This window comes from Fenollaria sp. (assembly GCF_057222035.1).
In genome coordinates, this window is record NZ_JBXXYC010000001.1 from 288,746 (window position 1) to 304,251 (window position 15,506).

The following is a 15,506-nucleotide window of genomic DNA, read 5'->3' on the forward strand; positions in this document are numbered from 1 at the left end:
GACATGAAAAAAGATGGGCAATAATCCCATCCTTTAAAAGTCAAATTAAATTTCTTCTGTGTTTTCCCATAAACCATGGATATTGCAATAGCTTAGTGCAAGTAGAGTGCCCTTAGCGTTTGCTTTTAATTTAACGCTCATAGAAGGTTCTGTAAATAGATCTGATTCTCCGTGAGCTGATGCAACATAGCTAGCTACTTCAACTGGAATTTGTTTTCCTTCTGGAACGAAGAATAACTTCATCCATGCTATGTGGTGTTCAAGTGTATTTGGATGAGCAATCTCATCTCCAACGCTTACGCAAACCTTTATATCGTCTGCTTCCTTTGCAACGTGTATAACTGGAACGTGTTTTTCGCTCTTCCAGTCAGCGCTTTTAATTAATTCTGATAATTTCATTTTATCAACCCCCTTGTGAAACATATATACCCAAAGATTATTTTTAATACACACTTATTTAAAATTATTCAAAATATATTCATTGTTTAATAAGCTAATATGTGTTATAATTATGTGGGAAGTGATATTATGTACGAATTAATTGCAACAAGTTCATTTGGCCTTGAGGCCATAGTAAAGAGAGAACTTAATGATTTAGGTTTAGAAGTAACTAAGACTGATAATGGTCATATCTATTTTAATGGTGATGCGATTGATATAGCAAGAGCAAACATTAATCTTAGATGTGCTGACAGGGTACTTATAAACTTAAAGAGCTTCAAGGCTGAGAGCTTTGAAGAGCTTTTTGATGGCATATATGAACTTCCATGGAACGATATTTTAGATGACGATTCTAATTTTATTGTTGAGGGTAGATCTCATAAATCAAAACTATTCTCAATATCTGACTGTCAAAGAATTACTGAGAAGGCTATTATTAAAAAACTTCAAATGAAGCATGATATAAGTAGATTCTCAAAATCATCACATAGACACAGACTTGAAATATCTCTTTTAAATGATATTGCAAGTATAACTCTTGATACATCGGGGGATAGTCTCCACAAGAGAGGATATAGAGATAAACAAGTAGTCGCTCCGCTAAAGGAGACTATAGCGGCAGCACTTGTAAAATTATCTTTTTATAAAAAGGATAGACCTTTCTTTGATCCATTTTGCGGTTCAGGAACCATACCTATAGAAGCACTTCTTATTGCAAGAAACATAGCTCCTGGACTTGATAGAGATTTTGATAGCATGAACTTTAAATTTTTAAACAGTGATTTATATAAAAAAGCTAGGATGGAAGCGATGGAAAAAATTGATTACAAATCAAAGGTTTACATCGATGCGAGTGATATCTCACACAAATCCATTGCCATAGCAAAACACAATCTTGAAAATCTTGGCTTAAGTGACGACATACGATTTTTTGTAAAAGATTTTAGAGATGTAGATATTAAAAATAATTATGGTGTAATGATTACTAATCCGCCTTATGGCAAGCGTCTTGAAGAAGATAATCTAAGGTCTCTTTATACTGATTTTGGTAAGAAGATTAAAAACTTAGATACATGGTCCATATATGTTTTAACATCTTATGAACAGATAGAGAGGGATTTTGCGAGAAAGGCTGACAAGAACAGAAAGCTTTACAACGGAAGTTTAAAAACTTATTATTACCAATTTTATGGCAAAAAGCCGGACAAATAGGAGTTGATACTGTGGAACTAGAAAGAAAAGATGAAATTTTAGATAAAATACTTTCAGTTGAAGTCCTTGATGCCATGGCTGATTGGGTTAAGGTAGTTAATATTAATGGCAAGATTCTTTACGCAAATCAAGCTCTCAAAGATGCTGTAGGCTATGATCCAACTGGTAGCAATACAGACGATTTAGATGATTTTTTAAAGCTTGATACCAGTGAAACTGCTAGCGCTATTGAAAAGAATGAAATAATACAAAAGGAGCTAAATATTGGTGAAAATTATTATCAGGTGAAATGCTCGCCAATATATGACGACAAGATGAACCCCATTGCCATAGTTGAAGTATTTAGAGATGTAACTAGAGAAAGGGTTCTTGAACTTCAACTTATTCAAAGCAATGAAAATGTTTTTCACGACATGGAAATTACTAAAAGAATTCAAAAGAGTATACTTCCTGTTAAAGCAAAGTATAAAAACATCTCTATAGATTACTTATATGAAGCGACTGAAACACTCTCTGGCGATATGTTTGATATATTTGAGGTAGAGAAGGACACTTATGTAATTTATATTGCGGATGTTGCTGGTCATGGTATTGCTGCTTCAATGCTTACTATGTTTATAAGACAAACTGTAAGAAATTTAAATAAAGATAATTATGAGCCAGAACTAGCTCTAAAATATATTAGTGATAAATTTTTGGAATTAAATTTGCAAAGCGATAGATACATCACACTATTTTATGGAGTTTATTACGCAAAAACTGAAGAATTTGTTTATGCTAACGCTGGCCATAATTCAATGCCTATAATATTTAATGATAATAAGATATCTGTCTTAGAAGCAAAGGGTAGGCCTATTTTAAGCGTTGATTTAGGAAACAACTATGAAGTTAAAAAAACTGCTCTAAGAGCAGGTGATAAATTATTCTTATATACAGATGGTATAGTCGAGAGCAAAAACGTACACGGAGAAGAATTTGGATTAGATAGACTTATAAAAACAATACTAAGTAAACCAAATAAACTTCTTAAGGCGATAGACATAGCCGTGCTTCAATACTCATTTGGTGATCAAAGAGATGATTTCGCTATGCTTTTAGTAGATATTGATAAAATGAAATAAAAAAGCAAAAGCTCTTCTTAAGCAAGAAGAGCTTTTAATATGTCTCGAAAAACTTTTTCTTTATTTATTTCGTGAAGTAGGTCGTGTTTTAAATCATCGTATTCGATTAGTTCTAAATTTTCTATACCAATACTTCTAAATAGGCCATATATTTGTTTAATACCTTGTTCGAAATTTGATAGTAAATCTTTTTTTCCAGAGAATAAATATATAGGTAAATTCTTTGGAATATAGTCAAGATTATCTCTACTACAAGCTTTATCAACACCGTGAATAAGCATTTGGAAAAAACCGTTACTATACTTAAGCATACAATATTCATCATTTAAGAACTTTTCTGCTTCTACAGGATCAGATGTTAAAATATTTTCTCCAACACTTTTACCTAAAAAGTCAAATGATTTTTGATTAAGTGAATTATTTTTGGCGTCATAGCCTTCCTTGGCGATAACAACTTTTAAAAATACCTTAAACAATTGATTTAAAAATACTGGCGTTTTAACGCTAGATAGAAGTATCATCTTGTCAATTTGATCGCCATATTTATAAGCATAAGTCCTTGCAAGTATTGAGCCCATAGAGTGACCAAGAAGAGCAATCTTTTTATCTGGATTTTCTTTTTTAATGATTGAACTAAGTACGTCAATATCGTCGACCATCTTCATCCAAGCATTATTTTCAGGAGCTAAACCTAAGTGCTCTTTGTCAGCGGCTGTCATTCCGTGACCTCTTAGATCAAGAGCGTATGACGAAATGCCATTAGCTTGTAAAAATCTAGCAAACTCATCATATCTCATAGCATGGTCGTGCATGCCATGAACAATCTCTACACAAAATTCAGGGTTTTCAGCTTTCCATTCTAAATACTTAATTTTCTTCTTGTCCTTTGCTGTAAATTCTAAATAATTCTTTTCCATATACCTCACCTTTAAATTTATTACTTCCCCTTTCAGATATTATACTATATTTATTTCTAATAATCAATAATTATCATATTATACGACAATTTATGATATAATACAAGTAATATAATCAAATTGGAGGGATAATTATGAAATATACTCTAGAAATTTGTTCTGATTCATTTGAATCAACACTTATAGCGCAAAGAGCGGGAGCCGATAGAGTTGAATTAATCGCATCAACTGTTTTAGGCGGAATAACACCATCGTATGGCTTATGTAAAAAAGTACTTAATGAATTAGAAATACCTTTCGTTGCCATGATAAGACCAAGACAAGCTGGCTTTTCATACTCGAAATATGACCTTGATGTAATGAAAGAAGATATCATAGCTCTAAAAGAATTAGGTGTACAAGGCTTTGTTTTTGGATGCTTAAATGACGATGGAAATATCAATATGAAAGCAAATGAATATCTACTAAAGTACTGCGAAGGCATGGACAATGTTTTTCATAGAGCCTTTGATATAGATCCAGACCTAGATGGCAATTGTAAAAAACTTATAGATATGGGATTTAAGCGCGTATTAACAAAGGGCGGAGATAACAAAATCACTGACACATATAAAATAATAAATGAATTGCATGAAAAGTATCATGATAAGCTTGAATTTATTACTGGTGGAGTAAGGGAGAATAATATTGATTTTATAAAAGAAAATTTATTAGTAAATCAGCTTCACATATCATCAAATAAGGCTTGTATTGACAAATCAACACTTGCAAATAAAAAACTTTTCTTTGGAACTAATCCAAACGAAGAAGAAGGAACATATTATTTAGCAGATGAAGAATATTTAAATAGGGTAATAAAAGCATTTAGATAAATATGACAAAAATTTAATATTTTATTTTGCAAGTAATATTTTCAAAATTGCAAAAATATTAAAAATATTCATATTTTTATTACCTTAATGACATATTTTGAAAAGTAACATTATTTTTATTCATTGACGATTTTAAGGCCTTCAAAATGAGTTTTTACTCTTTAAAAATCTCTGTACTTATGATAAAATGAGTATACTATTTGAATAGGAGGAGTACTATGAAAGAAAAAAATGGTAAGACAATCGTCCTAGGGGTAATCGGATCAGATTGTCACGCAGTTGGTTTAACTATATTGGACCATGCTTTTACAAACGCTGGATTTAATGTAGTTAACATTGGTGTTTTATCACCTCAAGAAGACTTCATCAACGCAGCAGTTGAAACTAATGCTGACCTTATCTGTGTATCATCTCTATATGGCCAAGGAGAAATTGACTGCAAGGGCATGAGAGAAGCGTGCGATGAAGCAGGTCTTAAAGACATTCCACTATATGTTGGCGGCAACATCGTTGTTGGTAAGCAAAAGTGGGAAGAAGTTGAGCCAAGATTTAAAGATATGGGCTTTAACAGGGTTTATCCACCAGGAACAAGTCCTGAAATTACAATAGCAGACATGAAAAAAGACTTAGGAATTAATTAAATGAAAGCATATCTTTTTATTGATTTTGGAAGCACATTTACAAAATTAACTCTAATAGATATCGAAAAAGAAGAAATAATTGCAACAGCAAAAAGCTACACAACAGTTGAAACTGATGTAGCTGAAGGATATCACAACGCTTATAAGGAATTAATGTCACAAGTAACAGGGGAAATTGACATAATCAAGAAACTTGCATGTTCATCTGCAGCTGGAGGCTTAAAGATAGCAGCTATTGGCTTAGTGCCAGATTTAACTGCAGAAGCAGCAAAGAGAGCAGCCTTAGGAGCAGGAGCTAGAGTTATTAAGACATATTCATATAAGATGAACAATCATGAAGCTGAAGAGCTTAGAGATTCTAATGCTGATATGATTCTATTAGCAGGCGGAACAGATGGAGGCAACACTGAAGTAATTCTTCACAACGCACAAATGATAGCTGATTTTGGCATTACAAAGCCAGTTGTAGTTGCTGGCAACAAAAGTAGCTACGATGATATCGAAAAAGTGTTTAAAGATAAAGTTGAGTATAGACTTACTGAAAATGTTATGCCAAAACTAAATGAAATCAACGTTAATCCTGCCAGAGAAACAATCAGAGATATATTTATGGAAAGAATCACTAAAGCCAAAGGCATGACTCACATCGAAGATGATATTTCAGGCATACTAATGCCAACACCACAAGCCGTTTTAAAGGCTGCAGAAGCGCTTAGCTTAGGCACACCTGATGAAGATGGCGTTGGTGACTTAGTCGTAGTTGACATAGGTGGAGCAACAACAGATATTCACTCAATAGCCGATGGAGCACCTTCTAAACCAGGAGTAATCTACAGAGGTTTGGAAGAACCACTTTCAAAGAGAACTGTTGAGGGCGACTTAGGAATGAGATATTCATCTGAAAGCGTATATGAAGCATCTGGATTAAGAATGATCAAGAAGTACTTAGATGTTAGTGAGTATGATGTAGAAGATGAATTTAAAAAGAGATACAATCATACTGATTTAGTTTTCACGGATGAAAAAGAAATAAAATTCGATGAAATGATGGCAAAGATTTGTGTCGATATATCAATGAAAAGGCACTGCGGCTATGTAGAAGCAGTATATTCACCTCTAGGAACAATGTATCAACAAATAGGTAAAGATTTAACAGAGCTTCACCTAATGATAGGCACTGGAGGAATACTTGTAAATTCAGAACATCCACAAGAAATATTAAAAGCTGGTTTATATGACAACGAAGATTTAAACTCATTAAAACCAAGATATCCTGAATTTTCAGTAGATAAAAGATATATTCTATCTGCAATGGGTCTATTAACTATGGTTGACAAAAACATGGCAGTTAGAATGATGAAGAAATATATAGTTATATAGGGGGAAGCTATGAAAGTACAAAATAAAAGATGGACTGATGAAGAATTTTTCACGGAGCGCGAAAAAGTTCTTAAACAATGGCCCACAGGAGCTGAAGTTGATTCACAAGAAGCAATTGACTTTTTGAAAAAAATTCCTGAAGAAAAGAATTTTGCTGATGTAATGGCAAAAGCAAAAAGAGAAGGAAAAACTCTTGCTCAACCAAGAGCAGGTGTTGCACTAATCGATGCTCACATTGAATTGTTAACATTTTTAACAGATCAAGGAGGAGCAGATTTACTTCCATCAACAATAGACTCATATACAAGACAAAATAGATACGATGAATGTGAAGTTGGTATTAAAGAATCATTAAAAGCAGGAAGATCATTATTAAACGGATTCCCAGCAGTTAATCACGGCGTTAAAGGCTGTAGAATGGTTTATAATGCAGTTTCTAAACCGCTTCAAGCAAGACACGGTACACCAGACTCAAGATTATTATCTGAAATAATTCATGCAGGTGGATATACTTCAAATGAAGGCGGCGCTATAAGCTATAACGTACCTTATGCAAAATCAGTACCAATAGATAGATGTTTACATGATTGGCAATATTGCGATAGATTAGTTGGCTTTTATGAAGAAAATGGTGTTCATATCAACAGAGAGCCATTCGGACCATTAACTGGTACACTTTGCCCACCATCAACATCAAACGCTGTTGCTATAGTTGAAGCATTACTTGCAGCTGAACAAGGCGTTAAGAATATAACAGTTGGTTACGGTCAATGCGGTAACTTAATTCAAGACGTTGCTGCTATTAGATCACTTGAAGAACAAGTAAATGAATACTTAAAGAAATTTGGATATGATGATGTATTGATAACAACAGTTTTCCACCAATGGATGGGAGGCTTCCCTCAAGACGAAGCCAAGGCATTTGGAGTTATTTCTTGGGGTGCAGCGACTGGTTCATTAGCAGGAGCTACAAAAGTTATTGTTAAGACACCACACGAAGCTATTGGTATTCCTACTAAGGAAGCAAACGCAGAAGGTATCAGAGCTACTAAGATGGTCCTAAACATGACTGAAGGACAATTGCTTCCAGAAGGAAAAGAATTAAGAGCTGAAATCGAATTAATTAAAGCTGAAACAAGATGTATCATAGAAAAATTATTCGAATTAGGTAAGGGTGACTTAGCAGTTGGTACTGTAGAAGGCTTTGCACAAGGAGTTATGGACGTACCATTTGCTCCATCAAAATACAATGCAGGTAAGATGATGCCAGCAAGAGATAATAACGGTGCTGTTAGATATTTATTTACAGGCAATTTACCATTCACAAAAGATATACTTGATATCAATAGAGAAAAACTTGAAGAAAGAGCAAAATTTGAAGGACGTCCAGTAAGCTTTGACATGACAACTGACGATATATTTGCTGTTGGCTTCGGTAGATTAATTGGTAGACCAAAAAAATAATTAATATATTAAAGGAGATGCGATTATGAAAATCAAAAAAGTTATCTGTTCAGCAGGTAAGACAGGTTTTTACTTTGATGACCAAAAGGCTATCAAATTAGGTGCAAAACATGATGGAATGTTCTATTTAGGAGATCCAGTTACACCAGGATTTAAAGCAATAAGACAAGCTGGTGAAGCAATCTCAGTTATGTTAGTTCTTGATGACGGACAAGTTGCACTAGGCGACTGCGCAGCAGTTCAATACTCAGGAGCAGGTGGAAGAGACCCACTTTTCTTAGCAGAAGATTTTATTGAATTTATCAATAAAAACATAGCACCTAAGCTAGAAGGTAGAGAAATAACTACTTTCAAGGAAATGGCTGAAGAATTTGATCACATGCATGTTGATGGCAAGAGACTTCATACAGCTATAAGATATGGTATTACACAAGCTTTACTTGATGCAGTTGCTAAAACTAACAAGGTAACTATGGCAGAAGTAGTTAAAAAAGAATACAACACTGGCGTTGAAATTAAGAGAGTACCTATCTTTGCTCAATCAGGTGACGATAGATATCTAAACGCAGATAAAATGATTATAAAAGAAGCTGACGTTTTACCACACGGTCTATTCAATAACGTTGAAGAAAAAACTGGTAAAAACGGTGAACTTTTAAGAGAATATGTTGTTTGGTTAAGAAATAGAATTCTTGAACATAGACATAATGAATCATATAACCCAATTTTCCACATCGACGTTTATGGAACTATAGGTGATGCATTCAATAACGATGTTGATAAGATGGCTGAATACCTAAAGACTCTAGAAGAAGCAGCTAAACCATTCAAGCTAAGAATTGAAGGACCTATGGATATGGGTGAAAGAACTAGACAAATGGAAGTTCTTAGAGACTTAACTAAGAAGCTTGATGATGAAAAGATTAATGTAGAATTAGTTGCTGACGAATGGTGCAACACTTATGAAGATGTTGTTTACTTCGTTGATAATGGAGCTGGACACATGATTCAAATCAAGACTCCAGACTTAGGCGGTATCAATAACACTATTGAAGCTGTTAAATACTGTAAAGATCACCACGTAGGCGCATACTGCGGTGGTACTTGCAACGAAACTAACAGATCTGCTGAAGTTTTAGTAAATATTTCTATGGCTACAGGAGCTGACCAACAATTAGCTAAACCAGGTATGGGTGTTGACGAAGGTATCATGATCGTTAATAACGAAATGAACAGAGTAGTAGCACTAGTTAATAACAGATAATAATTTTTCATTGAAAGTAGCAATAATTTTATTGCTACTTTCATATTATACATAGGGGGTAAAATTTTGAGAGAAATAAAAAGTAGTGATATCACTAAAAAATTGAAAGAAGGACTTTTGGAGATAGCTTCAGTATTGCCAAGAGATGTAATGGATAGACTAGTTGAACTAAGAGATAAAGAAAAGTGGCCTCTTGCTAAAGAAACAATTTCAACTATTATAGATAATGACAATTTAGCACAAAGAGATAGCGTTCCTATGTGTCAAGATACAGGTATGGTTATTTGCTTTGTTAAGATTGGTCAAGATGTTCATGTTGATGGATCTATAAATGATGCTATAAACCAAGCAGTAAGAGAAGCGTATACTGATGGTTACCTAAGAAAATCTGTAGTTAAAGATCCAATTGACAGAGTAAATACAAAGGATAACACTCCAGCTATCATTCATTATGAAATAGTTGAAGGAGATGTATTTGAAATATCATTTGCGGCTAAAGGCTTTGGCTCAGAAAATATGTCTAAACAAAAGATGCTTAAACCTGCTGATGGACTTGAAGGTGTTAAGAAATTTATTCTAGAAACAGTTGAAACTGCTGGACCAAACCCATGTCCACCGATAGTTGTAGGTGTTGGTATTGGTGGAGACTTTGAAAAATCATGTATTATGGCAAAAAAATCTCTTATGAGAGATATTGATGATTATAATAAAGACCCATTCTATGCTGATCTTGAGAAAGAATTACTTGAAAAGATTAATGAATTAGGTATAGGACCTCAAGGTTTTGGCGGCAAAACAACTGCTCTAAGAGTATTTATAAACACTCATCCAACCCACATAGCTGGCTTGCCAGTAGCTGTTAACATTCAATGTCACGCTGCTAGACATAAAGTTATTTCATTATAAGGGGGATATTACTATGGCTATAGAAATTAAAACACCATTTACAAGAGAAACACTTAAAAATTTAAAAGCAGGGGACAACGTATTAATTACAGGAACTATATATACAGCTAGAGACGCTGCTCATAAAAGATTAGTAGAACTACTTAACGAAGGAAAAGAATTACCGTTTGATCCAAAAGGAGCTTGTATATACTATGTTGGGCCATCACCAGCAAAGCCAGGTAGAGTCATAGGCTCAGCAGGACCTACAACAAGCTATAGAATGGATCCATACGCTCCACAAATGATGGACGCTGGCGTTATGGGTATGATAGGTAAAGGCAAGAGAGATGACAATGTTAAGGCTAAAATCGTTGAGCACGGCGCTTGTTATTTCGCCGCTATAGGCGGAGCTGCTGCAATAATCGCAGATAGGATAAAAACTGCTAAGATTATTGCTTATGAAGATTTAGGTGCTGAAGCTTTAAGAGAAATAACTGTAGAAAAATTTCCAGCAACAGTTATAGTTGACCCTACTGGTAAAGATTTATATATAGAAGGTAAGAAGGAGTATTTAGAATGGAAAGAAAAGAACGAGTAATTAGCAAGGCTGCTAAGGCTGGCTCGCTTGAATCAAACGATTTGATGATAATGATAGAGCCTTCAGATAAACTCGATATCACATTGAACTCTGTAGTTAAAGAACAATACGGTGATATGATTTTGAAGGCTGTTAACGAAGTTATTGAAGATGAAGGAGTTACTAAGGCAAACATCGTTATTGACGATAAAGGTGCATTAGACTTTACTATCAGAGCAAGAATGAGAACTGCAATCGAAAGGAGTCAAAATGAACTATAGAACAATGTTATTTATGCCAGGCAATAATCCAGGCATGCTTCAATCGTCTGACATATTAGGTGCAGATGCTATTATTATAGACTTAGAAGATGCAGTATCATTACCTCAGAAAGACGCTGCAAGAGAGCTTGTTAAAGAATATTTAAAAACATTTAAATCTGAAGATAAAGGCGGCTCAGATATATATGTAAGAGTTAATCCTCTTGATACTGATTATTTTTATAAGGACTTAGATGCACTTAAAGGCTTAAATTTTGATGGAATCATGCTTGCTAAAGCATCTCAAGAATCAGTTGAAGCACTTTCAAAATATTTAGATGAAAATAATCAAAAATATGATATATTTTGCTTAATTGAAACATCTCAAGGCGTTGAAGATGCAAGAAATATCCTTGCAAAATCAAAAAGAGTTAAAGGCGTATTATTAGGAGCAGAAGATTTAACTTTAGACTTAGGAGCAAAAAGAACAAAAGAATCAGATGAAATTAAATACTCAAGAATGAGGATAGTTTCATGCGCAAAATCACTTGGCCTTCAAGCAGTTGACACTCCTTGGACAGATACAGATGATATCGAAGGCTTAATTATGGATACTAAGAAAGCTAAAGCCATGGGTATGACAGGTAAAGCACTAATATCGCCAAGACACGTTGACCCAGTTAACGAAATATTCTCTCCAAGCAAAGAGGATGTTAATCACGCAATCAGGGTTATGGAAGCTCTTAAAGACGCTAAAGAAAAAGGCCTTGGAGCATTCTCGCTTGATGGTAAGATGGTTGACAGACCTATAATTTTAAGAGCAATAAATACATTAAAGATGTCTGGCAATTATAAGGAGGAATATGATGAGCTTTTATAATGATGATATTAAAATATTAGATAAAAAAGATTATCCTAAAAAAGAAGCAAAGCCAAGTAAAGTTTATGAAAATATAAAAGATTTATTCGATAAACTTGATTTGAAAGATGGTATAACAGTTTCTTCACACCATCACTTAAGAAATGGTGATGCAGTATTAAATATGATGATGCTTGAGCTTCAAAGAAGAGGCATCAAAGATATTACTCTAGTTGCTTCATCTTTATTCCCAGTTCATAAAGAACTTATTCCTTTGCTTGAAGATGGCACTATAACAAATATAATTACTTCATATATATCTGGTGATTTAGCAAAAGCTATTTCAAAAGGAAAATTAAAAGGCAAAATATTAATGCAATCACATGGCGGAAGAGCTAGAAGTATAATTGATAAAGACGTTGTGATTGATTACGCTTTTATCGCAGCACCATCTTGTGACCCTATGGGAAATATCTCTGGAGTTAATGGCGAAGCGTCTTGCGGATCTATGGGATACGCTATAGCAGATGCGATTTACGCTAAAAAGAAAATTGCCATTACAGATACAATAGTAGATTATCCTAATTATCCAAGCGATATTACTGAAGATTATGTTGATTATATCTTAAAAGTTGATAGCATAGGCGATAAGAATGGTATTGTGTCCGGTACTACAAAAGTTACTAAAGACCCAGTAGGATTAAAGATTGCCAAAGATACACTTAAGGTTATGAAAGCGTCTGGTTTACTTAAAGACGGTTTTAGCTATCAAAGTGGCGCGGGTGGAATTTCACTTGCCGTTACTGACTTTTTAAGAGATTACATGATTAAAGAAAATATCAAAGGATCATTTGCAAGTGGCGGTATAACTGGATATTTAACAGATATGCTTGAAGAAGGATTATTCACATCACTTTATGATGTACAATGCTTTGACCTTAAAGCAATTGAATCCATTAAAAAGAATGCTAATCACTTAAGAATGAGCGGCTCTGAATATGGCAACCCAGAAGTTTCAGCAGTTGTTGATAACCTTGATGTAGTTATATTAGGCGCTACTGAAATTGACCTTGATTTTAATGTCAATGTTATAACGGGGGCTGATGGAGTGCTAATGGGCGGATCAGGCGGACATCAAGACACAGCAGCTGGAGCAAAGATGTCAATTATTGTTTCAAAACTATTCTCATCAAGACTACCAGTTATTAAAAATAGAGTAGATGTAATTGCCACACCAGGCACAACAATAGACGTACTTGTAACTGAAAGAGGTATAGCAGTTAATCCATTAAGACAAGACTTAATAGAAAAGTTTAAAGAAAACGGTTTAAATGTTATGACAATCCAAGAACTAAAAGCTATTGCAGATAATTTTATGGGCGAACCAAAAGAAATAAAAAAGAAAGATAGAATTATCGGATATAGTGAATATAGAGACGGATCTATATTAGACGAAATTCATGAGGTGTAATATGGGACTATTTTCAAAGAAAAAAGAACTAGATCTATACTCTCCAATTACTGGAAAGCTTATAGATATAACAGAAGTAAAAGATCAAGTATTTTCACAAAAAATTCTTGGCGATGGCATAGCAATCGAACCAAAGGAAGGCGTTTTATATGCACCATTTGATTGCGAAGTCGTTCAATTGTTTCATACGCTTCACGCTATTGGCCTAAAAGCAAAAGATGTTGAAATACTTGTTCATATAGGTATGGATACAGTTGAGCTTAATGGTGAAGGCTTCAAAGGCTTTGTCAATGAAGGCGACCATGTTAAAAAAGGTCAAAAACTTATAGAGTTTGATATTGATTATATCAAATCTAAAGGTAAAGAAACTACTACACCTATAGTAATTACAAATATGGATCAAGTTAAATCTCTTGATAAAAGTGATAAAAAGGACGTCGTTGCTAATCAAGATTTAGCAGTTAAAATAAATTTATAAATATAAAATAATTTGAGCGAGGCATATATGTCTCGCTTTTTATTTTAGATGTTAATCTATATATGACTAACATCTATTTTATTTTTTAACAAAAAGAAAATATCTTTTATAAATAGAAAATGCTTGTAATTTATAAACTTATATGTTATAATTGATTAGTAAAAATATGCACACTTCACGATGTACGCCTCAGGTGCTAAACTTTAGTTAAGGCGGCAGGTGAATGAAGTGTAAAGAAAAAAACTTGGAGGTAGAAAGACATGGCAGTAATTGCAATGAAAGACTTATTAGAAGCAGGTGTTCATTTCGGACACCAAACTAGAAGATGGAACCCTAAGATGGCTAGATTCATTTTCACAGAAAGAAACGGAATCTATATCATCGACCTACAAAAAACAGTTGATCAAGTTGAACAAGCTTACAAATTGATCAAGGATGTTGTTGAAGAAGGCGGAAAGGTTCTATTCGTAGGAACAAAGAAACAAGCTCAAGAAGCTATCGAATCAGAAGCTAAAAGATGCGATATGTATTACGTTAACCAAAGATGGTTAGGCGGTATGCTTACTAACTACAACACTATCAAGGGTAGAATTAAAAAACTTGAAGAGTACAACAAGATGGAAGAAGACGGTTCTTTAAGCGTTTTACCTAAGAAAGAAGTAGCTACTATCAGAGCTGAAAGAGAAAAATTAGCTAGATATCTAAATGGTATCAAAGATATGGACGGAATGCCACAATTAATATTTGTAGTAGACCCTAAGAAAGAAAAGATTGCTATAAACGAAGCTAAAATTCTTGGTATACCAGTTGTTGGTTTAGTTGATACTAACTGCGATCCAGATGAAGTTGATATAGCTATCCCTGGTAACGATGACGCTATCAGAGCGGTTAAGTTAATAACTGAAACTCTAGCAAATGCTGTTATCGAAGGAAAACAAGGTAAACAAGAGCATTCTGAAGAAAAAGTAGAAGAAAAAGAAGAAATAAATAACGAAGAAAACTAGGAGGTAAATATGGCTATAAGTGCACAATTAATTAAGGAATTAAGAGAAAAAACTGGAGCAGGCATGATGGACTGCAAGAAGGTTTTAGTTGAAACAGATGGCGACATCGATAAAGCTATAGATCTTTTAAGAGAAAAAGGATTAGCTTCAGCTGAAAAGAAAGCTTCAAGAATTGCGTCTGAAGGCTTAGTTGCTTCTTATATTCACTCAGGAAGAATTGGTGTTTTAGTTGAAGTTAACTCAGAAACTGACTTCGTGGCTAAGACAGATGAATTCAAAGAATTTGTAAAAGATATAGCTATGCAAGTAGCTGCATCAAACCCTGAATATTTATGCGAAGAAGATGTTCCTCAAGAAGCTATTGATAAAGAAAAAGAAGTTCTTATTCAACAAGCTATAAACGAAGGAAAACCTCAAAATATCGCTGAAAAGATGGTTGAAGGTAGAATGCATAAATTCTATGAAAGAGTATGCTTATTAGATCAACCATTCATCAAAGATCCAAGCATAACTGTAAATGATTTATTAAAAAATAAAATCGCTAAGATTGGTGAAAACATCAAGATTAGACGTTTCGTTAGATATGAAGTTGGCGAAGGCTTAGAAAAGAGAGAAGAAGATTTTGCTGCTGAAGTAGCAAAACAAATGGGTCAATAA

At 33.9% G+C, this 15,506-nt stretch carries 17 protein-coding genes; 15 read left to right on the plus strand and 2 right to left on the minus strand.

Annotation, left to right across the window (positions count from 1 at the left end):
- Positions 1-45: 45 nt before the first annotated feature.
- Positions 46-399, minus strand: coding sequence for a class II SORL domain-containing protein (locus AC2UOP_RS01525; protein ID WP_070599769.1), 354 nt, complete (start codon positions 397-399; stop codon positions 46-48).
- A 129-nt stretch (positions 400-528) separates the two neighbouring features.
- Here AC2UOP_RS01525 and AC2UOP_RS01530 point away from each other — a divergent pair, with 129 nt between their 5' ends.
- A complete protein-coding gene (locus AC2UOP_RS01530) occupies positions 529-1,653 on the plus strand; it encodes a THUMP domain-containing class I SAM-dependent RNA methyltransferase (protein ID WP_484832393.1) in 1,125 nt (374 codons plus the stop codon).
- 11 nt (positions 1,654-1,664) lie between these two features.
- The gene (locus AC2UOP_RS01535) at positions 1,665-2,774 is read left to right on the plus strand and encodes a SpoIIE family protein phosphatase (protein ID WP_484832394.1); all 1,110 of its coding nucleotides are present in this window, start codon (positions 1,665-1,667) and stop codon (positions 2,772-2,774) included.
- Positions 2,775-2,791: 17 nt separating this feature from the next.
- Here AC2UOP_RS01535 and AC2UOP_RS01540 read toward each other — a convergent pair whose 3' ends face one another.
- Positions 2,792-3,691, minus strand: a complete 900-nt coding sequence (locus AC2UOP_RS01540; RefSeq protein WP_484832395.1) for an alpha/beta fold hydrolase — start codon at positions 3,689-3,691, stop codon at positions 2,792-2,794.
- A 134-nt stretch (positions 3,692-3,825) separates the two neighbouring features.
- On the opposite strand from AC2UOP_RS01540, the gene AC2UOP_RS01545 reads away from it, so the two are divergent.
- The 13 genes from AC2UOP_RS01545 to tsf all read left to right on the plus strand — a co-directional run bounded on the left by AC2UOP_RS01545 (position 3,826) and on the right by tsf (position 15,506).
- Positions 3,826-4,563 (plus strand): copper homeostasis protein CutC, encoded by a 738-nt coding sequence (locus AC2UOP_RS01545; RefSeq protein WP_484832396.1) that lies wholly within the window; start codon positions 3,826-3,828, stop codon positions 4,561-4,563.
- 218 nt (positions 4,564-4,781) lie between these two features.
- A complete protein-coding gene (glmS, locus tag AC2UOP_RS01550; RefSeq protein ID WP_019213538.1) occupies positions 4,782-5,204 on the plus strand; it encodes a methylaspartate mutase subunit S in 423 nt (140 codons plus the stop codon).
- Entirely contained in the window at positions 5,205-6,584 is a 1,380-nt protein-coding gene (gene glmL / locus AC2UOP_RS01555; protein WP_019213539.1) for a methylaspartate mutase accessory protein GlmL, read from the plus strand.
- Positions 6,585-6,593: 9 nt separating this feature from the next.
- Positions 6,594-8,048: a methylaspartate mutase subunit E gene (locus AC2UOP_RS01560; RefSeq protein WP_019213540.1), complete on the plus strand. Its 1,455-nt coding sequence runs from the start codon at positions 6,594-6,596 to the stop codon at positions 8,046-8,048.
- A gap of 25 nt (positions 8,049-8,073) precedes the next feature.
- The gene (locus AC2UOP_RS01565; protein WP_085840186.1) at positions 8,074-9,312 is read left to right on the plus strand and encodes a methylaspartate ammonia-lyase; all 1,239 of its coding nucleotides are present in this window, start codon (positions 8,074-8,076) and stop codon (positions 9,310-9,312) included.
- A 66-nt stretch (positions 9,313-9,378) separates the two neighbouring features.
- On the plus strand, positions 9,379-10,218 hold the full coding sequence (locus AC2UOP_RS01570; RefSeq protein ID WP_019213542.1) for a fumarate hydratase: 840 nt from the start codon (positions 9,379-9,381) through the stop codon (positions 10,216-10,218).
- Positions 10,219-10,231: 13 nt separating this feature from the next.
- Positions 10,232-10,798, plus strand: coding sequence for a Fe-S-containing hydro-lyase (locus tag AC2UOP_RS01575; RefSeq protein WP_019213543.1), 567 nt, complete (start codon positions 10,232-10,234; stop codon positions 10,796-10,798).
- Complete coding sequence (gene citD / locus AC2UOP_RS01580) at positions 10,777-11,058, plus strand: citrate lyase acyl carrier protein (protein WP_484832397.1); 282 nt, start codon at positions 10,777-10,779, stop codon at positions 11,056-11,058. The genes AC2UOP_RS01575 and citD overlap by 22 nt, the downstream gene beginning before the upstream one ends.
- Positions 11,048-11,917 carry an HpcH/HpaI aldolase/citrate lyase family protein gene (locus AC2UOP_RS01585; protein ID WP_484832398.1) on the plus strand — a complete coding sequence of 290 codons (870 nt, stop codon included), beginning with the start codon at positions 11,048-11,050 and terminating at the stop codon, positions 11,915-11,917. Before citD ends, AC2UOP_RS01585 begins: the two co-directional genes overlap by 11 nt.
- On the plus strand, positions 11,904-13,367 hold the full coding sequence (gene citF / locus AC2UOP_RS01590; protein ID WP_484832399.1) for a citrate lyase subunit alpha: 1,464 nt from the start codon (positions 11,904-11,906) through the stop codon (positions 13,365-13,367). Before AC2UOP_RS01585 ends, citF begins: the two co-directional genes overlap by 14 nt.
- A 1-nt stretch (position 13,368) precedes the next feature.
- The gene (locus AC2UOP_RS01595; protein WP_484832400.1) at positions 13,369-13,845 is read left to right on the plus strand and encodes a PTS sugar transporter subunit IIA; all 477 of its coding nucleotides are present in this window, start codon (positions 13,369-13,371) and stop codon (positions 13,843-13,845) included.
- Positions 13,846-14,105: 260 nt separating this feature from the next.
- Positions 14,106-14,849, plus strand: coding sequence for a 30S ribosomal protein S2 (gene rpsB, locus AC2UOP_RS01600; protein WP_019213548.1), 744 nt, complete (start codon positions 14,106-14,108; stop codon positions 14,847-14,849).
- 9 nt (positions 14,850-14,858) lie between these two features.
- Positions 14,859-15,506, plus strand: a complete 648-nt coding sequence (gene tsf / locus AC2UOP_RS01605) for a translation elongation factor Ts (protein ID WP_019213549.1) — start codon at positions 14,859-14,861, stop codon at positions 15,504-15,506.